Here is a 20,526-nt window from a genome sequence, read left to right as displayed (position 1 = left end):
GCGTCAGGCCCGGGACTCCTCGGGCAGGGGCCGCGAGACGATCCACGCGAGCCAGATCCCGAGCGCGTACAGCGGCACGCCCATGATGAGCCGCGTCGCGCCCAGGGCAACGAGGCCAGCGTCGCCGAGGAGGTACAGCGGCACCTGCACGACGAGCCGAAGCCCGAGGACGGCGACCATGATCCATGTTCCGAGCCTGTACTGGCGCATGCGCTGCGCGTCCTCGCGCCAGTGGACGCCCTCGTTGCGCAGGAACCCGAACACGACGCCCATCAGCGGCCAGCGCATCGTTATCGAGACGACGAGCGCGAGGATGTAGGCCGCGTTGGTCACGAACCCCGTCACGTAGAAGTTCTCGGCCCGGCCCGTGAACAGCGCGAGCGCGGCGGAGACGGCGATGCCCACGATGCCCGCGAAGGCCTGCGTCGGCGGCGTCCTGCCGACGAGCCGCACGGCGACGAAGACGGCGGCGACGGCCAGGGCGAGGACCGCCGAGAGCGCGAGGTCCCGGGCGACTGTGAAGGCCACGAGGAACACGAACCCCGGAAGGATGCTCTCGAGCACGCCCCGCAGACCGCCCGCGCTGCGCAGGACGTCGATGCGCCCGTCCCGGTGGCGGTGGAGGCCGGCCTTCGCGGCGTAGGCCGCCGCGAGGTCCTCGGGGCGCGGGACGCCGCCGTGGGCCGTGGGCCCCTGCCCTTCCGGCCCTTGCCGCTGTGGCCCGTGGTCGGGGCGGCCGTCCGGGGCTGGCGGCGTGGGCGCTCCGTCGTCGCGGGAAGTCACGTCAGTCCTCCTGGGCCAGGATCTCGTAGCGGGGGTTGTAGATGGTGGGAACGCCGTTGTAGTGGGCGAGCATGCCGGCGAACCGCAGCCGGCTCCCTGCCCCCAGCCCGCTCACGCGGCGCCGGCCGAGCCAGATGAGGGACAGCGCCGGACCGAGCCCAGGGCGGTCCGCGTCCTCGGCCACCACTGCGCTCACGCGGGGCGGCTCCGCGACCGGGACGTAGGTGACGGAGCGGACGACCCCGCGCCCCGACACGAGGCCGCGCTCCGGGAGGGACCGGAAGTCCTCGAGCACGGTGACGGGGCCCGCATCAGCCACGGTGGGTGATCTCCGGGCCGCGCTGCGGCGGCTCCGGCGCGCGCTGCCCGGCGCCCGTGGCGCCGTCAGCCGCTGCGGCGTTCCCCGCCGCAGCGTTCCCCGCCTCGGCGTTCGCCGCAGGGTTCTCCGCTTGCGCGGGAATCCGCAGGGGCAGCAGCTCGCGCGGCGGCAGCGGCGACTCGCCCCGGTCGACGACGATGTTCCGGAAGAGCTCCTCGAGCGGGGCCGCGGCCGCGCGGTCCTCAGCCGCGGGGCCGCCGATGACGCCGCGGAGGAACCACCGGGGCCCGTCGACGCCCATGAAGCGGGCGGCCCGGTAGCTGCGCCGCTCCCCCGAGGCGTCCGCGGGCAGGCGGGCGAGGAGCTCGGTCCCGAAGGCGCCCTCTGCCTCCTCGACCGTGCCTCCCTGGCTCGCGACCGACTGGGCGATCTGTGCGCGGATCTCGCCCCAGAGCCCCTCGGAGCGGGGCGCGGCGAACGCCTGGAGCTGGAGGCTCGAGCCCCCGAGGTCCATGGTCACGGCGACGACGCGCTGGGTGGCCTCCTCGAGCTCGAGGCGCAGCTGGAGGCCCTCCGTGGGGCGCACGAGGATCGAGCCGAGGTCCACGTAGCCGGTCTCGGTGCTCGCCTCGCTCGCGTCGAACGGCCCCTTCTGGGCGCGGCCGTAGCCGCTCTTGTCCGGCTCGGTCTGCCGGGCCTTCGGCTGGCCGAGCACCGAGGGATCCTCGGCGGTCAGCTTGGCATTCTTGCCGCGTCCGAACAGCACCACACCACTCCTTAGTCTTGCCGGCCCGCTGCCGGCACGCCCGCGGCGGCCATCGCGGGCCGACGCATCATGCGCTACTGGGCTGAATACCCGCCGGTCGAGCCGAAGCCCGACGCCCCCCGCACGGTGTCGGAGAGCTCGTCGACGGGGACGAACCGCGCGTGCTCGACGCGCTGGATGACCATCTGGGCGATTCTATCGCCGCGGCGCAGGGTCAGGGGGGCCGCTGAGTCGGTGTTGAGCAGCGTCACGGAGATCTCGCCGCGGTAGCCGGCGTCGACGGTGCCGGGGGCGTTGACGACGGTCAGGCCGTGCTTCGTCGCGAGGCCCGAGCGCGGGTGGATGAGCGCGACGTAGCCGAAGGGCAGGGCGATGCTCACCCCCGTCGGCACGAGGGCCCGCTCCCCCGGGGCCAGCGTGACGTCGGTGCGCGCGCGCAGGTCGGCTCCCGCGTCGCCCGGGTGCGCGTACGACGGCGGCTCGAGGCCGTCGTCGAGCATGCGGAGCTGGACGTCGAGGGTAGGCTCCCAGACGGGGAACTCCCCCTCGGGGGTGTGCCTCTCGAAGGCCTGGGCGGCGGGGGCCTGCTGCTGCGCTGTCACCCGTATACTCTACCGGCCTGTGGACAGGTGCTTTTGTCGCCGGGGACTGGGGGATGGAAAGCTGGTGCCATGCCTCACGACCCGACGCCGGCCTCCGGCAGCTCCACCCCCACCGGCCAGCCCGTCCTCTACTCCGAGCGGCTCTGGCCCGCCTGGTGGGTCTGGCTCGTCACCCTGGGCATCGCGGCCGCCGGCATCCTCATCTTCGCGCCCATCAGCCTCGCGGCCGGATATATCGCGGCCGTCGCGATCTTCGCCCTCCTCGCGGGCGGCCTCGTGGCGTCGACGCCGCTCGTCGCGGTCACGGCAGGGGGCTTCCGGGCGGGGCGCGCGTCGCTGCCGCTGGAGTTCGTGGGCGCCGTCGAGGCGTTCGACGGCGAGGAGGCCACCGCCGAGCGCGGCCCCCGGCTCCACGGGCTCGCCTACCTGTGCATCCGCGGCTGGATCCCTGGCCTCGTGCGCGTCGAGCTGACCGACCCCGAGGACACGACGCCGTACTGGCTCGTCTCCTCCCGCCGCCCGGACCGGCTCGCCGCGGCCCTCACGGAGGCCGCGGGCAGCCACCCCGCCCAGGCCTGATCAGGCGCCCAGGCCTGACCGGGCCAAAAACCTGATCACACAAAGGAAGGCCCCCGGCGCTGCTTGAACTGCGCGCCGGGGGCCTTCCGCTCACTCGTGCTGGGAGGGCCGGATCAGCCCTCGCACTCCTTGCAGAACAGGAGCCCGTTCCTCTCCCGGGCAATCTGGGAGCGGTGACGGACCAGGAAGCACGAGGCGCAGGTGAACTCGTCGGCCTGCGCGGGCAGCACTCGGACAAGGAGCTCCTCGCCGGACAGGTCGGCGCCGGGCAGCTCGTAGCTGTCCGCGGCCTCGGCCTCGTCCTCGTCCACGGAGGCAGACTGCTTCTCCGAGCGGCGGGTCTTCAGCTCTTCGAGGGAATCCTCGCTGAGCTCTTCCTCGTTCTTGCGCGGCGCATCGTAGTCGGTCGCCATAGTTTTTCGTTCACGCTCCGGTAGCTAGCCATGTCACGTGGCATCCCACGTAGTCCACTCCAACGCACTCGGCCCCCATTTTGTGCCCAGTGACGGGGAGATTGTTCCCGATGTGCGTCCAAAACGCCACTCGGGTCTCGGCGGCCCGCAGTGCGCGCCCCACCAGGGGGCCCGCCGAAGGGCGGCGGGGCGGGCGAATTTTCGCGGCACACCGGGCGTGTGCAGCAGGAAAAGGGGGCGTGGATGGCACAGTGCTGTGCAGGATCAATGCAAGGCTGGAGGCTTTCTATGCGGGAGCAACCGCAGGACCATGTGCAGCAGCTGCGGCTCGTCGGGGTGCACGACGACGGCGCCCACCTGCTCGTGAGCGCTGCATCGGGCGAGGTGTTCCGGCTGCCGCTGGACGAGGCGCTGCGGCGCGCCGTCTCCCGGCCCGCCCCGCAGCGGCCCCCCACCGGCGGAGCCGACGGCCCCATGATGTCCCCCCGGCAGATCCAGGCGGAGATCCGGGCCGGCGCGACCGCCGAGGAGGTCGCAGAGTCTTCCGGCATCCCGCTCGCGCGCGTGCAGCGCTACGAGGGCCCCGTGCTTGCCGAGCGCGAGCACATGGTGCGGCGCGCCCAAGCCGTCGAGGTCCCGGGACGCTTGCCCTCGCACGATCTCCTCCGCGGGCCCGCGGCCTCACAGCCCGTATCGCTCGGCGAGATGGTCGCGTATCGCCTCTCACTGCACCGCGTGCCGGCCTCGACGGTCGAGTGGGACTCGTGGCGCCGGCCCGACGGCCAGTGGACCGTGGTCGCGCGCTTCGCGCTCCCGGACGGCGCCCCCTCGTCCATCGGCGAGGAACCCCCGGCGATGTGGACGTACCACCCCGTGCACCGCACGGTCGCCAACGCCAACCGGTGGGCGCAGCAGCTCAGCGAGCTCGAGCCCCTCGACGGCCCCGCCCCGCGGCGACGGCTCGCCGCCGTCTCCGACCGGCCGTTCGACGTCGAGGCCGACGTCGCGCGCGAGGGTTCGCCCCGGGAGGCCGTGCTCCGGCAGGAGGAGGACCGCGAGGGCGAGCTCCTCGACATGCTCAGGGCGCGCCGGGGCCAGCGGCTCGGCGTCGACGAGGACGGCGACGATGCGCTCGCGCTCCTGCTGACCAACGGCATCCCCGCCGCGCACCCGCGCCCCTCGGAGGTCCCTGCGCCCGAGCCGGACCCGGAGGACGACGACGCCCCCTACGGCCCGGCGCTGCCGGCAGCCCGTGATACCGCGCCGGATGCGGCCGCCGAGCGTTCCATCTTGCGCGACGAGCCCGAGCACCCAGTCCTCCCCGAGCGCTCCGCCCCGCGCGGCGAGGCCGGACAGACCGCCGTGCCGCGCGGCGGCATCACCTCGCTCTTCTCGCGCCTCGAGCCGCCCGGCGACGACGCCGGCACCGGCCACCTCGGCCTCTTCCCGGGCGTGAGCACCGCGACGCGCGAGATCTCGATCATCCCCGCCCCCGCGGTCCCCGCCGACGGACCGGCCGCGGGCTCTTCGTCCGGCTCCCCGTCCCCGGGATCCCCGTCCTCGGGGGACCAGGACGACGGCGGCAGCACCCGGCCGCCCGAGCCCACACGCCGCTCGAGCCGGCCCAAGCGCTCCTCCGTGCCCAGCTGGGACGAGATCGTCTTCGGCACGAAGGGCGACTGACGCCGTCGGGCTGCTCGGCTTCCTAGTCGCCGAAGGGCAGGAGCTGGTCGCCCTCATGCAGGACGCGCGCGGGGGCCGCGGTCTGGCCCGCCATGTAGTGCCGCCGGCACAGGGTCTCGTAGCCCACGTCCGCCGACGCCCCGGCGTCGGGGCCGTGGCCGCCGTGCGAGGCGATGTCCGCGACCAGGACCTGCTCCCCCTCGAGGACCATCCGGCCCCCGACCGTGCGCGCGTTGTGGGTGGCCCGGCGGCCGCACCAGCACAGGGTCTCGACCTGGAGCACCTCGACGCGGTCCGCGAGCTCGACGAGCCGGCGCGAGCCCTCGAAGAGGCGGCCGCGGAAGTCCGTCGAGATGCCGAACGCATAGACGTCCGCGTCGAGCTCGTCCACGACGCGAGCGAGCTCCTCGACCTGCTCGGCGAGGTAGAACTGCGCCTCGTCGCAGATGAGGTAGTCCACCTCGGCGGCGTGCGTGCGGCGCGTGACGACCTCGTCCCAGAAGCTCGTGGTGCCCGTGACCTCGATCGCGGGCGTGCGCAGCCCGAGCCGGCTCGTGATGGCGGCCTCGCCCGAGCGGTCGTGCCGGGTGAAGAGGAGCCCCCGGCGGCCTCCGGCCCGGTGGTTGTAGTCCATCTGGAGGGCGAGGGTCGACTTGCCGCTGTCCATCGTGCCCGTGAAGAAGGCGAGCTCAGCCACGGCGGCGCCTCTTGGGCTGAACGCGGCCGCCGGCGCGGAAGGCCACGAGCGGCACGAGGCGCTCGGCCTTCGTCCACGAGCCGTGCTGGCCCACCATGCTGAACGCGGTGGGCCGCGCGCGGCGGCCGTCGAAGAGCGCGAGGTCGCCGTGCGCGGCGACGAGGACGTCCCCGATGCGCTCCCGGACCTGCTCCGAGACGGGCCCGAAGAGGCCGTGGCCGATCGCCTCCTCGCGGGTCATGATCCACGCCTGCCCGCCGAAGCGCGCCCGCCAGCGGTCCATGACGGCCGACCGCGCGGCGTCGTCCGCCCCGTCCTCGAGGTGCAGGTGCAGCATGCGCGGCTCCCCCGCCGTGTGGCGGATGCCGTGCGTGAGCTCGGGCTCGGCGCCGAAGTCGATCCGCCGCGCGGGCGGGATGTCCACCATGCCGTGGTCCCCCACGACGAGGATGAGGGTTCCTGCGGGCAGCTGTGAGCCGAGCCGGCGCACGCACGCGTCGACCTCCTCGAGCGCTTCTTCCCATTCGGGCGAGTCGCAGCCGTACTCGTGCCCGGCCTTGTCCACCTCGTTGAGGTAGAAGTACGCGAGCATGCGGGGGTGCGCCGCCATCGCGGCGGCCGCGGCCGTCGTGCGCTCGTGCAGCGTCGTGGCGCCGATGAACTCACCGCCGCGCAGGGCCGCCCGCGTCATCGGCGAACCCTCGAACTGCGGCAGGCTCACGGTCGCGACATGCGCATGGCCCTCGAGCCGCTCGAAGACGGTCGGGAAGGGCTGCCAGGCCGTCGGATCGACGTCCGGGTCCCACCCGTTGAGCTGGTTCACGACGCGTCCGAGCTTGGGCGAATACACGTCGTAGCCCACCATCCCGTGCTGGCCCGGCGGGACGCCCGTGCCGAGGCTCGCGAGCGAGGCCGCCGTCGTGCTCGGGAAGGCCGCGTCGAGCACCTCGGGGATCGCGCCCTGCCCCGCCTGCATCTGCTCGCGCAGGAACGGCGTGTGCGCGGCGCGGCTCGTCAGGAGGCTCCGGCCGAGCCCGTCGACCATGACGAGGCAGATCCGCGGCACCTCGGGCAGGCCGAGGACGTTCTCGAAGCCCGAGGCCCCGAGCGCGGCGGCGCAGCTGGGCAGGACGTCGGCGAGGGAGCGCGAGCCGAAGGCGGGCGGCGGCGGGAGGGGCTGGCCGGTGCCGGCGGCCGTCACTGGCGGCCCCCATGGCCGCGCAGGCTGCGCCCGGCGAACGCGACGCGGGGGCGCTGCGGCCCGGCACCCGCCACGCCCGCGGGGGCCGGCGCGGAGCCCGTGTTGACGGCCCGCAGGAGGCGGGCGAAGTGCTTGGCGTCCTGGACGGCGCGGGGGCCGTCCGCCTCGGCGCTGATGCGCAGCACGAGGTCCTCCTGGGCCATCGTGCCCGTGTAGCCGTGGTCGGCCTCGCACTGCGGGTCTCCGCATCCGGCGGGGACGATGTCGAGGCGCTGGCCGCCGCTCCACGCGATCGCGAGGGTCACCTCCCGCACGGGGTCGTCCGGCGTGTACTCGGCGGGCTCGGAGTAGACGTAGCTGAGCACGACGGTCGCGATCTGGGACACGGGGACCGACTCGGTCGAGACCTGGGCGGACATCCGGTGGCCGGAGTCGTCCAGAGGCGCCTCGTCGACATGCGTCACGACGAGCATGTCCTCGGTCAGGACCAGGACTGTGACGTGGCGGCGGACCTCCGAGCGCTCGAAGTGCGTCTCGAGGTGGGTCAGGTGTGCGAGGGGCGCGCGTCCGTCCAGGGCATCCTCGACGACGTCGCCCACGAGCCGGGGGTAGAACCCCGTCCGCTCGAGCGCGGCCGTGAGAGACTCCCCCGAGGACCGGCGGGTCAGGCGGCCTGCATGGTCCTCTGGCGCATTGTGGCTCATGGGCCACATTCTCCCAGATGGCCTGCGGGCGCCCCAAAGCGGCGCCGCGCCCGGCGCCTGCTGCGTGAGCCTCGCTCTATTGGGTGAGCATCGCACGCCGCGCGCTGTCCGTGCGGCGCGCGGCGTTGCCGATCCGGACGTCGGCGGCGAGCACCGTGAGCCCCTCGCCGCTCACGACGACGGGCCGCAGCTCGAGCAGCGCGACCTCGGGGTGCCTGTCCTTCAGGAGCGAGACCCTGCCGATGAGGTCCTCGAGTGCCGCGACGTCGAGGGCCGGCATGCCCTCGTGGCCGAAGAGCTTGACGGCCGTGCGCGGGGCCCGGACGATCTCGCGCACGTCCCCCGTGGTGAGCGGGGTGATGCGGTGCGCCCAGTCGTCGAGGAGGTCGACGGCGTCGCCCGCGAGGCCGAAGGACAGCACCGGCCCGAGCAGCGGGTCCTCGATCGCGCGCACGACGCAGGCCTGCCCCACCGGGGCCATGCGCTGGACCTCGAGGGGGGCGCTGCCGTACGCGGTGAGCGAATGCCCCATGTGGTCCACGGCCGCGCGCAGGGATGGGGCGTCGGCGACGTCGAGGCGCACGGCGCCGAGGTCGAGCCGGTGGCGCAGGTTGGCCCGGGTCGACTTGATGGCGACGGGCCAGCCGAGCTCGTCTGCCGCGGCGACGGCCTCGTCCGCGGTCGCGATGCGCCGCGAGGGCAGCACGGAGATCCCGTAGCAGGCCAGGAGCGCGGCGGCGGCCCCGGCGTCGAGCTGCGTGAGCTCCGTGCCGGCCACGCGCGCGAGGTGGGCCTCGATGAGCGCCTCGGCCGCGTCGTCGTCGTGCTCCGCCTCGAACGGCTCGCCCTGCTCCCGGGCGAGCCACTCGCTGTAGCGCACCGCGGCGGCGAGGGCCGCGACGGCGGCGCCCGCGCTCGTGAAGCTCGGCACCGTGGCGCCCTGGGCGTCCGCGCCCGCCTCGGGCAGCAGGCCGTCGGTGTCGACCCGGCGGTCGAGGACGCCTGGGAAGACCGCCACGACGGTCCGGCCCGAGGACTCGGCGAGGTCGGCGAGCACGGCCGCGACGGTGTCGACCGTGAGGCTCCGCTCGGGCAGGACCGCGACGACGACGGCGTGGACGCCGTCGCGGCCCGCGAGCTCGCGCACGCGCTCCCGGAGCGTGCCCAGTGCGACCGACTGGCCCGTCGAGAGGTCGAGCGGCTCCGTCGCGGCGACCGTGAGCCCGAGGGTGTCCGCAGCGTCGGCGACGACGCGCGCAAGCGCCGGCGAGTTGCTCGCCACGGCAACGCCCGGCCCGGCGGGGAGCGGGCCCGAGACGATCTGGGCGACGTCCACGAGCTCCTCGACGGTCGCGACGCGGATCGCGCCGGCCTGGCGCAGCATCGCGTCGAGCGCGCCGGGGGGCGCCTGGGTCGTCCTGCCCGAGTGGCCCGGCGGCAGGCGCAGGCCGAGTCCCTCGCCCTTGGCCACGATCACGGGCTTCGAGCGGGCGAGCCGCCGGGCGATCCGGGAGAACTTGCGCGGGTTGCCGAAGGACTCGAGGTAGAGCGCGACGGCGCTCGTGGCGACGTCGTCCTCCCAGTACTGCATGACGTCGTTGCCCGAGACGTCGGCGCGGTTGCCCGCCGAGACGATCGTCGAGAAGCCGAGGTGGCGGCGCTCGGCGGCGGCGTAGAGCGCGACGCCGATCGAGGCGGACTGGCTGAAGAGCCCGAGGCCGCCCTGGCGCGGGAGCCGGGGCGCGAGGGACGCGTTGAGCCGCACGTCCGGATCCGTGTTGGCGATTCCGAGGGAGCCGGGGCCGACGACGCGCATGCCGTGGGCGCGGGCGTGCCGCACGATCTGACGCTGGGCCGCGAGGCCCTCCTCGCCTCGCTCGGCGAAGCCGGCGGAGGCGATGAGGACGCCGCGCACGCCTGCCGCGGCGCATTCGGCGACCACGCCGGGCACCTCCTCGTACGGCACGGCGACGAGGGCGAGGTCCACGGGCTCCGGGACGTCGCCGATGCGCGGATAGGCCGCCATGCCGCCCACCTCGAAGGCCTCGGGGTTGATCCCGTAGACCCGCCCGTCGAACCCGCCCTCGACGACGTGCTCGAGGAGCTGCTGGCCCAGCGCGCCCCATTTCCGGCTCGCGCCGATGACCGCGACGGACGACGGCGCGAGCAGCCCGAGCACGCTGCGCGCCTCGGCGCGGTGCTCGCGGGCCTCCATGACGGCGCGCGACTTCTCGGTCGGGTCGATCTCGAACTCGACGCTCACGATGCCGTCGTCGAAGTGCCGGTCGACCGCGTAGCCCGCCTCGGCGAACACGGCGAGCATCTTGCGGTTCTCGGGCAGGACCTCGGCTGTGAACCGGCGGATGTGGTTCTCCCGGGCCGCGGCCGCGAGGTGCTCGAGGAGGATCGAGCCGAGCCCGCGGCCGTGGTGGCGGTCGGAGATGTTGAACGCGACCTCGGCCTCGGCCGGGTCGCTGAGCCTGTCGTAGCGCCCAATGCCGATGAGCTCGTCGCCGACCGTGATGACGAGGGCGACCCGGTCGCGGTGGTCGACCGTCGTGAAGCGCGTGAGCTCGGCGGCCGTGAGCCGGGACTTGTAGCTGAAGAACCGCAGGTAGATGGACCCCTCGGACTGCCCGCTGTGGAAGGCCTCGAGCGCGGGGGCGTCCTCGGGCCGGATGGGCCTCAGGTGCGCGGTCCCGCCGTCGCGGAGGACGACGTCGGCCTCCCAGTGCTGTGGATATGCCGTGGCCGGATGTGAGTCGGCCGTGCTCGGTTCCGCCATAGGGTTAGCCTAGATCAGGCCTGAAGAGCCAGAAGTCCCGACCCAGAAGTAAGGATCCCCCCAGTCTTGGCACGTCGACAGAACCCGCGCAGCGCAGGACCGCTGGGAGCGGACACCCTCCCCGGAACGGACGACTTCGCGGAGAACATCACCGACATCGACGTCGCCGAGGAGATGGAGTCCTCCTTCCTCGAATACGCCTACTCGGTCATCTACTCCCGCGCGCTCCCGGATGCGCGCGACGGCCTCAAGCCCGTCCAGCGCCGCATCCTGTACATGATGAGCGAGATGGGCCTGCGCCCGGACCGCGGCCACGTCAAGAGCGCCCGCGTCGTCGGCGAGGTCATGGGCAAGCTCCACCCGCACGGCGACGCCGCCATCTACGACGCCATGGTGCGCATGGCCCAGGACTTCTCCCTGCGCCTGCCGCTCATCGACGGCCACGGCAACTTCGGCTCGCTCGACGACGGCCCCGCGGCCCCGCGCTACACCGAGGCCCGCATGGCGGCCGCGTCGCTCGAGCTCACGGGCGACCTCGACGAGGACGTCGTCGACTTCGTCCCCAACTACGACAACCAGCTCACGCAGCCCGAAGTGCTCCCGGCCGCGTTCCCGAACCTGCTCGTCAACGGCACGACCGGCATCGCGGTCGGCATGGCCACCAACATGGCCCCGCACAACCTCGGCGAGGTCATCGCGGCGGCCCAGCTCGTCGTCGCCCGCCCCGACGCGACGCTCGAGGAGGTCATGGAGCTCGTCCCCGGCCCCGACCTGCCCTCCGGCGGGCGGATCGTGGGCCTCGATGGGATCCGCGATGCCTACCGGACCGGCCGCGGCTCGTTCAAGACCCGCGCGAAGGTCGCCGTCGAGCAGCTCTCCGCGCGGCGCACGGGCCTCGTCGTGACCGAGCTGCCGTACATGGTGGGCCCCGAGAAGGTCATCGAGAAGGTCAAGGACGCCGTCGGGTCCAAGAAGCTCACGGGCATCAGCGCGGTCACCGACCTCACGGACCGCAAGCACGGCCTGCGGCTCGTGATCGAGGTCAAGAACGGCTTCAACCCGCACGCCGTCCTCGCCCAGCTCTACCGCTACACGCCGCTCGAGGACTCATTCGGCATCAACAACGTCACGCTCGTAGACGGCCAGCCGCAGACCCTGGGCCTGCTCGACCTCCTGCGCGTCTACGTGGACCACCGGCTCGACGTCGTGCGCCGGCGCACGGCGTTCCGGCTCGGCAAGCGCAAGGACCGGCTGCACCTCGTCGAAGGCCTCCTCGTGGCCATCATGGACATCGACGAGGTCATCCAGATCATCCGCACCTCGGACGAGGCCGCGGCGGCGCGCGAGCGGCTCATGTCGATCTACGACCTGAGCGAGGTCCAGGCCAACTACATCCTCGAGCTGCGCCTGCGCCAGCTCACCAAGTACTCCCGGATCGAGCTCGAGAAGGAGCAGGACGAGCTGCGGCGCGAGATCGCCGAGCTCGAGGCCATCCTCGGCTCGGACACCCTCCTGCGCGAGCTCGTCTCGCGCGAGCTCGGCGAGGTGGCCGCGAAGCACAGCACGCCTCGGCGCACCATCCTGCTCGAGTCCGAGGACGTGGCCCCGACCTCGTCGAAGGCGCTGGCCGCCGCGGCGGGCGCCGCGGCCGGTGCGGGCAGGGCCTCGGCGAAGGCCCCGGCCCTCGCGCTCGAGATCGCCGATGACCCGTGCTGGGCGATCCTCACGGCGTCAGGCCTCGTCGCGCGGACCCAGACGGGCGAGCCGCTGGCCGACGCAGGCCCGCGCTCGAAGCACGACGTGTACCGCTCGCTCGTGCGCACGACGGCGCGCGGCGAGCTCGGCGCGCTGACCTCGACGGGGCGCATGCTGCGGCTCCAGGCCGTCGACCTGCCGGTCCTCGAGCCCTCTGCCGGGCTGCCGAACATGGCCGCGGGTGTGCCCGCAGCGGAGTTCATCCAGCTCGGGAAGGGCGAGGAGCTCGTGGCCCTCGTGCCGCTCGACACCGTCGTCGCGCTGGGGACGGCGCAGGGCATCGTCAAGCGCGTGAGCCCCGACTACCCGCTCAACCGCGAGGACTGGGAGGCCATCTCGCTCAAGCCCGGGGACGCCGTCATCGGCGCGGGCCCGGCGGCGGACGAGGACACGCTCGTCTTCGTCTCGGCCCAGGCCCAGCTCCTGCGCTTCGCCGCCTCGGCCGTGCGGCCTCAGGGCCGCGCCGCGGGCGGCATGGCCGGGATCAAGCTCGCAGAGGGCGACTCGGCGGTGTTCTTCGGCGTGGTCGCGGCGGCCGACGCGGGAGCGGCGCTGGCGGACGACGGCGAGCTGGCCGGCTCCGGGGACGCGGGCTCCGCCGTCGTCGTCACGATTGCTGGCAGCGCCTCGGCGCTCCCGGGCACCTCGCCGGGCACGGTCAAGGTCACCCCGCTCTCGGAGTATCCGGCCAAGGGGCGCGCGACGGGCGGCGTCCGCTCGCACCGCTTCCTCAAGGGCGAGGACCGGCTCACGCTCGCGTGGGTGGGCCGCGGCCCGGCCAAGGCGTCCTCGCGCGCGGGCGTGGCCCGCTCGCTGCCGACCGAGCACGGGCGCAGGGACGGCTCCGGCGTGCCCCTGTCCCAGGCGGTCGAGGAGATCGGCCCGTCCTTCCCCTGATCCTCTCTTCCGGGCCTCCGGGTACAGGTGCTCCCCGCCCCGGGCCTAGACTGCGGGCATGGCGATCACCCCTGACACCAAGGACTGGACGTGGGTCCTCGAGCGGCCGTGCCCCGAGTGCGGCTTCGAGGCCCGAGGGCTCGCGCCCGCCGACGTCGCCCGCCGGCTCGGCGAGGCGCTGCCCAGGTGGGACGCCGTGCTGCGGAGGGAGGACGTGCGCGAGCGCCCGGACGAGTCGACGTGGTCGCCGCTCGAGTACGGCTTCCACGTCCGGGACGTGTGCGAGCTCTTCCGCCACCGGCTCGGGCTCATGCTCGCCGAGGACGGCGCCCGGTTCGCCGACTGGGACCAGGACGCGAGGGCCCGCGAGAAGGACTACGCTGCCGCGGATCCGGAGACGGTGCGCGCCGATCTCGCCGAGCAGGGCGCCGCGACGCGGGACGCCTTCGCGGCCGTCCCCGAGGAGGCGCAGGGCCGGCGCGGCCTGCGCAGCAACGGCAGCGAGTTCACCGTGGTGACCCTCGCGCGGTACTTCCTGCACGACGTCGAGCACCACCTGCACGACGTCCGCGGCTGACGCCGTGGTCCAGGGCGTGCCCCCCACCGGAACCGGGACAAGGAGCGTGACATGGCAGACGACAGGGACTTCGTGAGCGTCCGCTACCCCGTCGACGACGTCGAGGCGTCCGTCGGCTTCTACACCCAGCACCTCGGGTTCACCGGGCGGCACAACTTCGCCCCGGCGTTCGCGGACGTGGTCCGGGGCCGGCTGCGGCTCCTGCTGAGCGGCCCGACGAGCTCGGCCGCGCGTCCGATGCCCGACGGCGAGGCGCCCTCCCCCGGAGGGTGGAACCGGATCCACCTCATCGTCGATGACATCGCAGCCGAGGTGGGCCGGTTGCAGGCCGCGGGCGTCACGTTCCGGAACGAGATCGTCTCCGGCCCCGGGGGCCAGCAGATCCTGGTGGTCGACCCGTCCGGGAACGTCGTCGAGCTCTTCCAGTCGGCGGCCGGGACGCCGTAGGCGCACGAGCCCTCGCGACGTCGCCTGGCCTGGCCTTTCAGCCGACGAGCTGGGCCGGCCATGTGCCGTCGTTCTCGGCGCCGTCGTCCGAGAGGGAGCCGCCGGGCCAGCCGAGCCGCACGAGCCGGTCCCCCGGCATGAGCTCGGTGGCGTGGTGCGTGACCATGACGACCGTCCGGTCGGCCAGCGCCCCGTGCAGGGCCCCGACGAGCTCGAGGCCGGACTCCGGGTCGAGGTGCGCCGTCGGCTCGTCGAGGAGCACCACCTGCGCCCCCGTGAGCAGCGTGCGGGCCACCGCGAGACGCTGGCGCTGCCCGCCCGAGAGGAACGATCCGCGGCTGCCGATGCGCGCGTCGAGGCCCCCGGGCAGCGAGCGGACGTGGTCGAGCAGGCCGACGCGGGCCAGGACGCCCTCGAGCTCGGCATCCGACGGCGCGTCGTCGCGGGCGCGGGCGACTGCGAGGTTGCCGCGCACGCTCGAGTCGAACAGGTGCGACTCCTGGGGGCACCACGCGACAGGCCCGCCCACGTGGACGGTCCCGGCACGCGGGGGCAGGAAGCCCGTCAGGAGAGCGAGCATCGTCGACTTCCCGCTGCCCGAGGGGCCCGCGAGGACGACCCAGTCCCCCGGCCCCGCCTCGAGGTCCAGTCCCGCGACGACGTCGGGGCCGCCCGCCCAGCCCACCCTCACGCCGCGCAGCCGGATGCCGGGCGTGGCCGGGGCTGCGGCGGGCGATACGGCCGGGGCGGCGTGTGCCGCGGGGAGCGCCGAGGACGACGGCGCGTCGGGGGCCTGCGCGCCGAGCCCGGCCCCCTCGGCCGCGACCCGGGTCAGGGCGGCCCGGAGCGCCGGCAGCTGCTGGACGGCGGTGCTCGCGGCGGCGAGAGGCTCGGCGAGGGCCAGCTGCAGCAGGAGGACGGCGGCCGCCGTCGTGCCCGGGGCCCCGGCGGCGCCGGCCGTGACGAGGGTCAGCGCACCCGCCGCCGCGGTGGCGGCCAGGACGATGGCCTGTGCGAGGCCCTCGGCGGAGGCGCCGCGCCGTTCGAGGCGGGTGAGCCGGGCATCCTCGGCCCGGAGGCCGGCCAGGACGGTGCCGGCGCGGCCGTTCGCGGCGAGGTCGCCCGCGGCGGAGAGCGCCTGGCCCATCCGAGCGAGGAGCCCGGAGCGGCCGGCCTGGAGCCGTCGGGCGGCGCGCCTGTCTGCCGCGAGGGCCACGGCGGGCGCGACGACGAGTGCCGTCGCGCCCGCCGCGGCGAGGACGGGAACCTGCGCCGGGAGCAGGAGGCCGACGGCGGCGAGGGAGCCGAGGCCGACGAGCACGGCCGTGGCGATGGGGTGCAGGACGCGCGGGAGCTGGTCCCTGACCGCCTCGGCGTCGCCGACGAGGGAGCCGAGGGCCGCCCCGGGCACGAGGAGGCGGCGGGCCGAGAGGCCGCGCGAGGACAGGATGCCCCAGAGCCGGTCGCGCAGGACGGTGAGCGTGGACAGCACGGCCGAGTGCACGGCGAGCCGCTCGCGGTAGCGGAGCACCGCCCGGGCGATGCCGAAGAGGCGCACGCCCGTGATCGCGGTCAGCAGGTAGAGGATGGGCGGCTGCTCGCTCGCCCGCACGATGAGCCAGCCGGACAGGGAGGCCAGGGCGATGCCCGCGGCCGCGGCCCCGAGGCCCGCGAGCGCCGCGAGGACGTACCTGCCCGCGTCGGGCCGGAGGAGGCGGAGGAGCTCCCGCAGCCAGGCCAGGCCGGCCGCGCGCTCCGGGCCGGGCGGCTGCCGGTCCGGGTGCCGGACGTCCATGATGTCCGCGCTCTCGGCGCGGAAGCGCTCGGACGCGGCCCCCGGCCGCGCCTGTCCGGGGGCGAGCCGGACGACGTAGTCCGCGAGCGCGGCGGTGCGGCCCTCGTGGGAGACGAGGAGGACGGTGGCCCTGCCCCGCAGCGAGGCGATGGCGTCCTCGACGAGCCCCGCCGACGCGGAGTCGAGATGCGCGGTTGGCTCGTCGAGGAGCACGGTGTCCGCGCCGTCCGCGACCCGTGCGAGGCCGCGCGCCACGGCGAGCCTGCGCTGCTGTCCGGGGCTCAGCTCCGCCGGGTCGGCGCCGCCGAGGCCGTCGAGGCCGAGCTGGGCCAGGAGCCGGCCGGGCAGGGCCGGGTCGTCCTCCGCGGCGGCCCCGGCGTAGAGGGCGAGCTCCCCGGCCGCGCTCGGCTCGGTGAACTGCGGGTGCTGCGGGACCCAGGCGATCCTGCCTGCCGGGATGCCCCGGACGCTCCCGGAGACCCGGGCCCCGGCCCCATCCCGCACGAGGCCGGCCAGCGCCGCCAGAACCGTCGTCTTGCCCGAGCCGCTCGGGCCGGAGAGGAGGGTGATCTCCCCCGCGGGAGCGGTGAAGGAGACCCCCGCGATCGCATCGGCGGCGGCCCCCTCGTAGCGCACGCCGAGGGCCTCGACGCCGATCCCTCGGGCGGTGTCGCTCTCTCGGCGGCCGTCCGGGGCGGCGCTGAGTGCTGTTCCGATTCCAGCTCCACGTCCTGCTGCGCGCCGAGCGCCGATCCGCTCCCGCACCCGGCGCAGGGCCTCGGCCCCGTCCTCGCTCGCGTGGTGGGCGGAGCCCAGGTCCCTCAGCGGCTGGAAGCACTCGGGCGCGAGAATGAGGGCCAGGAGACCTGCCTCGAGCGCCATGTCCCCGTGCACGAGCCGGATGCCGATGAACACCGCGACGACCGCGACCGAGATCGTCGAGACGAGCTCGAGCGCGAGGGCGGAGAGGAACGCGACCCTGAGGGTCGCCATCGTGCGCTCCCTGTACGCGCGCGACAGCCCTGCGAGCGCGGCCCGCTGCTCCACGGCGCGCCCCAGGCCCACGAGCACAGGCAGCCCCTGCGCGAGCTCGACGAGGTGCGAGCCGAGGCGCAGGAGCGACTGCTGGGCCTCGGAGACGGCATCGAGCGTGTGCCGGCCGATGAGGACCATGAAGAGCGGCACGAGCGGCAGCGTCGCGGCGAGGACGAGCGCGCTCACCCAGTCCGCACCCAGGATCCTCGCGCCCAGCAGGAGCGGCACCGCCGCGCAGTGGACGACGGCGGGCAGGTACTGGGTGTACAGCGCGTCGAGGGCGTCGAGGCCCCGGCCTGCGAGCACGGCGGTCGCCGCGGCCGACGACGCCACGCGCGCCCCGCCGTCGTCCGCCGCTCCCCCCTGGCCCGCGGCTCCCGGCGCGAGCCCGGCCTCGAGGAGCTGGGATCGCAGCTCCTCCTTGACGCCGACGGCGGCCCAGCGGCCCGCGGCAGCGGCCCCCCAGTGCGCGAGCGCGCGGACGAGGACGCCCAGGGCGGCCAGGAGCGTGCTGTCCGCAAGGACGGAGCGGTCGGGAACGCCGGCGGCAAGGGCGGCCAGCCCGGACGCCACGCCCTGCGCCAGGAGCGCGAGGCCCACGGCCTTGGCCACGGCGAGCGCGCCGAGGAGCACGAGCGCGCGCCGCGTCGTGGGGCCCAGGGGGACGTCGGGCCGCACGGCGCTAGCTCCCGCCGGCCGGAGAGCCCGTCACGAGCCTGCGGACGGTCGCGGGGACGACCGTGTGCGCCGTCGGGATGCTGCCCACGGTGAGGCGGCGGCGGAACACCCAGTAGGTCCAGGTCTGGTAGGCGATCACGAGCGGCAGCCCCACGAGCGCCACGACGGTCATGAGGCCGAGCGTGTAGTCCGAGGAGGACGCGTTGGCGATCGTGAGGCTGTTCGCCGGGTCGAGCGTCGAGGGCAGGACCACGGGGAAGACGGCGCTGAAGATCGCGGCAGCTCCCGCGACGAGGAACGCACCGGCGGCGATGAACGCCCGTCCCTCCGAGCCGCGCCGGCCGAGCGCCCACGCGGTGGCCGCCGCGACCGCCGCCGCGCCAGTGAGGGCCCAGCTGTACCAGGCGCCGGTGGCGAGCTGCACCGCGACGGCCCACGCGGCGAGCGGCAGGACCCCTGCCGGGAGCCAGCGCACGAAGGCGGCGTGCGCGCGGGCCCGGATGCCGCCGTCGGTCTTGAGCGCCACGAACGCGAGCCCGTGCACGAGCGCGAAGGCGACGACGGCGAGCCCGCCGAGGACCGCGTAGCCGTTGAGCCACGCGAAGGGCCCGCCCACGCGGTCGCCGTTCGCGTCGAGCGGCAGGCCCGTCGTCGTGAGGGCGAGCATCGCACCGACGCAGAAGGCCGCGACGCCCGAGCCGAGGGCGATCGCCCAGTCCCAGCCGGCGCGCCAGCGGTCGCTGTTGATCTTGCCGCGGTACTCGAACGCGACGGCGCGGAAGATGAGGGCGACGAGCGTGAGGGTCAGCGGCAGGTACAGGGCCGAGAAGAGGGACGCGTACCAGCGCGGGAAGGCCGCGAAGGTCGCGCCGGCGGCGGTCAGGAGCCACACCTCGTTGCCGTCCCACACGGGGCCGATGGTGTTCAGCAGCAGGCGGCGCTCCTGCTCCCCGCGCGCGAAGAGCCTCATGTGCATGCCGACGCCGAGGTCGAACCCCTCGAGGAAGAGGTAGCCGGTCCAGAGGAGGGCGACGGCGCAGAACCAGACAGTGGGCAGGGTTTCCATCGTCGTGCTCCTAGTAGGCGAAGGCCAGGACGTCGTCGGCGGGCTTCCCGCCGCCCGGGCCCGCCTGGTCGTCGTGGTCGTCGTGGTGGGCGGGCGCGAGCTCGGGCATCGCGGAGGCGACGCCGCCGCGGACGTAGGTGGTCAGGAGGCGCACCTCGACGACCATGAGGGCAGCGTAGATGGCCGTGAGGACCACGAGGGAGGTCAGGATCTCCCCGGCCGAGACGCCGGGCGAGACGGCGGCGGCGGTGAACATGAACACCTGGTCGACGCTGCCGGCCATCGTGGGGTTCGGGGCCACGACGAACGGCTGGCGGCCCATCTCGGTGAAGATCCAGCCCGCGGCGTTCGCCCCGAAGGGGGCGAGGATCCCGACGACGGCGAGCCGCATGAGCCAGCGCGACCGCGGCACCGTGCCCCGGCGCGTCGCGTAGAGGGCGACGGCGGCGGCGAGGGCGGCGAGGCCGCCGAAGCCGATCATCATCCGGAAGCCCCAGTAGGTGACCTCCATGACGGGGACGTACTGGACCTCGCTGCCGGCGCGCTCGCCGTAGAGCGGGTTGTCCGGGATGGTGGTCCCGTACTGCTCGCGGTACTCGTCGAGCAGGCTGTTCACGCCCTGGACCTCGGTCGTGAAGTCGCCCTTGGCGAGGAAGGAGAGCAGGCCGGGGAGCTCGATGACGGCGACGATGTCGTCGCAGTCGCGGGCGCCGACGTTGCCGATCGAGAGGACCGAGAAGCCCGTGCCGTCGTGGCAGGCGGCCTCGGCGGCGGCCATCTTCATGGGCTGCTGCTCGAACATGAGCTTGCCCTGGAGGTCGCCCGTGATGCCGGTGCCGGCGAAGGAGATCATGGCGACGACGGCGCCGATCCGCAGGGAGCGCAGCCACACGGTGTGGTCGGTGCGGTCGCGGCCGGGGACGTCGGGCACCTCGCCGACGACGACGCGTCCGTCGGCACCGACGGTGTCGATGCCGTCGTGCCGGCGCCGCCACAGGTGGTACCACGCGATCCCGAGCAGGAACGCGCCCGCGACGCCGAGCGCGCCCATGAGCGTGTGCGGGAACGCCACGAGTGCGGTGTTGTTCGTGAACACGGCCCACGCGTCCGTCATCACGGGCCGCCCGTCGACGACGGTGACGCCGACCGGGTGCTGCATCCAGCTGTTCGCGACGATGATGAAGTACGCGGAGACCACCGAGCCGAGCACGGCGGCCCACAGGGCGGCAAGGTGGAGGCCGGGCCGCAGCTGCTTCCAGCCGAAGATCCAGAGGCCGAGGAACGTGGACTCGACGAAGAAAGCGAGGAGCGCCTCCATCGCGAGCGGCGCCCCGAAGACGTCGCCGACGAACCGGCTGTACTCGCTCCAGGCCATGCCGAACTGGAACTCCTGCACGATGCCCGTGGCCACGCCCATGATGAAGTTGATCAGGAAGAGCTTGCCCCAGAACTTCGTCATCCTGAGGTACTCGGCCCGGCCCGTGCGGTTCCACATGGTCTGCATGACGGCCACCACGAGGCCGAGGCCGATCGTGAGCGGCACCATCATGAAGTGGTAGACCGTCGTGATGCCGAACTGCCAGCGTGCAATTTCTACAGCGTCCACGCATGCTCCCGTGTCGTCGCCCGACGGACTTCTACATTCGGTAGAAATCCTGACTTCTACAAAGTGTAGAACATTGGCCCCCGCCCGGGAACCAGTCTGCGTGCCGCCGAGAGCGAACGGAACCCCGTCAGGCTTGTA

At 74.2% G+C, this 20,526-nt stretch carries 17 protein-coding genes; 5 read left to right on the top strand and 12 right to left on the bottom strand.

The window, feature by feature from the left end; translation table 11 throughout:
* Positions 1–3: 3 nt before the first annotated feature.
* The 4 genes from ACUYMY_RS07860 to dut form a co-directional block, all read right to left on the bottom strand.
* Positions 4–783 (bottom strand): DUF3159 domain-containing protein, encoded by a 780-nt coding sequence (locus ACUYMY_RS07860; RefSeq protein WP_481703040.1) that lies wholly within the window; start codon positions 781–783, stop codon positions 4–6.
* Between the two features lies 1 nt (position 784).
* Positions 785–1,102, bottom strand: a complete 318-nt coding sequence (locus ACUYMY_RS07855; protein ID WP_481703039.1) for a single stranded DNA-binding domain-containing protein — start codon at positions 1,100–1,102, stop codon at positions 785–787.
* Positions 1,095–1,868: a DUF3710 domain-containing protein gene (locus ACUYMY_RS07850; RefSeq protein WP_481703038.1), complete on the bottom strand. Its 774-nt coding sequence runs from the start codon at positions 1,866–1,868 to the stop codon at positions 1,095–1,097. Before ACUYMY_RS07850 ends, ACUYMY_RS07855 begins: the two co-directional genes overlap by 8 nt.
* Positions 1,869–1,942: 74 nt before the next feature.
* Positions 1,943–2,470, bottom strand: a complete 528-nt coding sequence (gene dut, locus ACUYMY_RS07845; RefSeq protein ID WP_481703037.1) for a dUTP diphosphatase — start codon at positions 2,468–2,470, stop codon at positions 1,943–1,945.
* 69 nt (positions 2,471–2,539) lie between these two features.
* On the opposite strand from dut, the gene ACUYMY_RS07840 reads away from it, so the two are divergent.
* A complete protein-coding gene (locus tag ACUYMY_RS07840) occupies positions 2,540–3,049 on the top strand; it encodes a DUF3093 domain-containing protein (RefSeq protein ID WP_481703036.1) in 510 nt (169 codons plus the stop codon).
* A 113-nt stretch (positions 3,050–3,162) separates the two neighbouring features.
* Here the strand turns inward: ACUYMY_RS07840 and ACUYMY_RS07835 are convergent, their stop codons facing one another.
* Positions 3,163–3,462, bottom strand: coding sequence for a DUF4193 domain-containing protein (locus ACUYMY_RS07835; protein ID WP_481703035.1), 300 nt, complete (start codon positions 3,460–3,462; stop codon positions 3,163–3,165).
* A gap of 288 nt (positions 3,463–3,750) precedes the next feature.
* Here ACUYMY_RS07835 and sepH point away from each other — a divergent pair, with 288 nt between their 5' ends.
* Positions 3,751–5,145: a septation protein SepH gene (gene sepH, locus ACUYMY_RS07830; protein WP_481703034.1), complete on the top strand. Its 1,395-nt coding sequence runs from the start codon at positions 3,751–3,753 to the stop codon at positions 5,143–5,145.
* Between the two features lie 22 nt (positions 5,146–5,167).
* Here sepH and ACUYMY_RS07825 read toward each other — a convergent pair whose 3' ends face one another.
* The 4 genes from ACUYMY_RS07825 to ACUYMY_RS07810 all read right to left on the bottom strand — a co-directional run bounded on the left by ACUYMY_RS07825 (position 5,168) and on the right by ACUYMY_RS07810 (position 10,532).
* Positions 5,168–5,842, bottom strand: coding sequence for a thymidine kinase (locus ACUYMY_RS07825; protein WP_481703033.1), 675 nt, complete (start codon positions 5,840–5,842; stop codon positions 5,168–5,170).
* On the bottom strand, positions 5,835–7,043 hold the full coding sequence (locus ACUYMY_RS07820) for an alkaline phosphatase family protein (protein ID WP_481703032.1): 1,209 nt from the start codon (positions 7,041–7,043) through the stop codon (positions 5,835–5,837). The genes ACUYMY_RS07825 and ACUYMY_RS07820 overlap by 8 nt, the downstream gene beginning before the upstream one ends.
* The gene (locus tag ACUYMY_RS07815) at positions 7,040–7,747 is read right to left on the bottom strand and encodes a DUF5998 family protein (RefSeq protein WP_481703031.1); all 708 of its coding nucleotides are present in this window, start codon (positions 7,745–7,747) and stop codon (positions 7,040–7,042) included. Before ACUYMY_RS07815 ends, ACUYMY_RS07820 begins: the two co-directional genes overlap by 4 nt.
* Positions 7,748–7,823: 76 nt before the next feature.
* Positions 7,824–10,532, bottom strand: a complete 2,709-nt coding sequence (locus ACUYMY_RS07810; protein ID WP_481703030.1) for a bifunctional acetate--CoA ligase family protein/GNAT family N-acetyltransferase — start codon at positions 10,530–10,532, stop codon at positions 7,824–7,826.
* 66 nt (positions 10,533–10,598) lie between these two features.
* Here ACUYMY_RS07810 and ACUYMY_RS07805 point away from each other — a divergent pair, with 66 nt between their 5' ends.
* From ACUYMY_RS07805 to ACUYMY_RS07795, 3 genes are read left to right on the top strand one after another with little or no spacing between them, the layout of a single operon-like run.
* The gene (locus ACUYMY_RS07805) at positions 10,599–13,184 is read left to right on the top strand and encodes a DNA gyrase/topoisomerase IV subunit A (protein WP_481703029.1); all 2,586 of its coding nucleotides are present in this window, start codon (positions 10,599–10,601) and stop codon (positions 13,182–13,184) included.
* Positions 13,185–13,242: 58 nt separating this feature from the next.
* On the top strand, positions 13,243–13,761 hold the full coding sequence (locus ACUYMY_RS07800; RefSeq protein WP_481703028.1) for a DinB family protein: 519 nt from the start codon (positions 13,243–13,245) through the stop codon (positions 13,759–13,761).
* 51 nt (positions 13,762–13,812) lie between these two features.
* Entirely contained in the window at positions 13,813–14,208 is a 396-nt protein-coding gene (locus ACUYMY_RS07795; protein WP_481703027.1) for a VOC family protein, read from the top strand.
* A 37-nt stretch (positions 14,209–14,245) separates the two neighbouring features.
* Here the strand turns inward: ACUYMY_RS07795 and cydC are convergent, their stop codons facing one another.
* Genes cydC through ACUYMY_RS07780 form a run of 3 tightly spaced genes read right to left on the bottom strand, consistent with a single transcriptional unit; the run spans position 14,246 to position 20,388 of the window.
* A complete protein-coding gene (cydC, locus tag ACUYMY_RS07790; protein WP_481703026.1) occupies positions 14,246–17,716 on the bottom strand; it encodes a thiol reductant ABC exporter subunit CydC in 3,471 nt (1,156 codons plus the stop codon).
* Between the two features lie 4 nt (positions 17,717–17,720).
* A complete protein-coding gene (cydB, locus tag ACUYMY_RS07785; RefSeq protein ID WP_481703025.1) occupies positions 17,721–18,782 on the bottom strand; it encodes a cytochrome d ubiquinol oxidase subunit II in 1,062 nt (353 codons plus the stop codon).
* A 10-nt stretch (positions 18,783–18,792) separates the two neighbouring features.
* Positions 18,793–20,388 carry a cytochrome ubiquinol oxidase subunit I gene (locus ACUYMY_RS07780; protein ID WP_481703024.1) on the bottom strand — a complete coding sequence of 532 codons (1,596 nt, stop codon included), beginning with the start codon at positions 20,386–20,388 and terminating at the stop codon, positions 18,793–18,795.
* Positions 20,389–20,526: the final 138 nt, after the last annotated feature.

It is taken from the genome of Sinomonas sp. T428B, from assembly GCF_056780155.1.
Note: the sequence above shows the minus strand (reverse complement) of the source record. Positions and strands in the feature narration are given on the sequence as shown.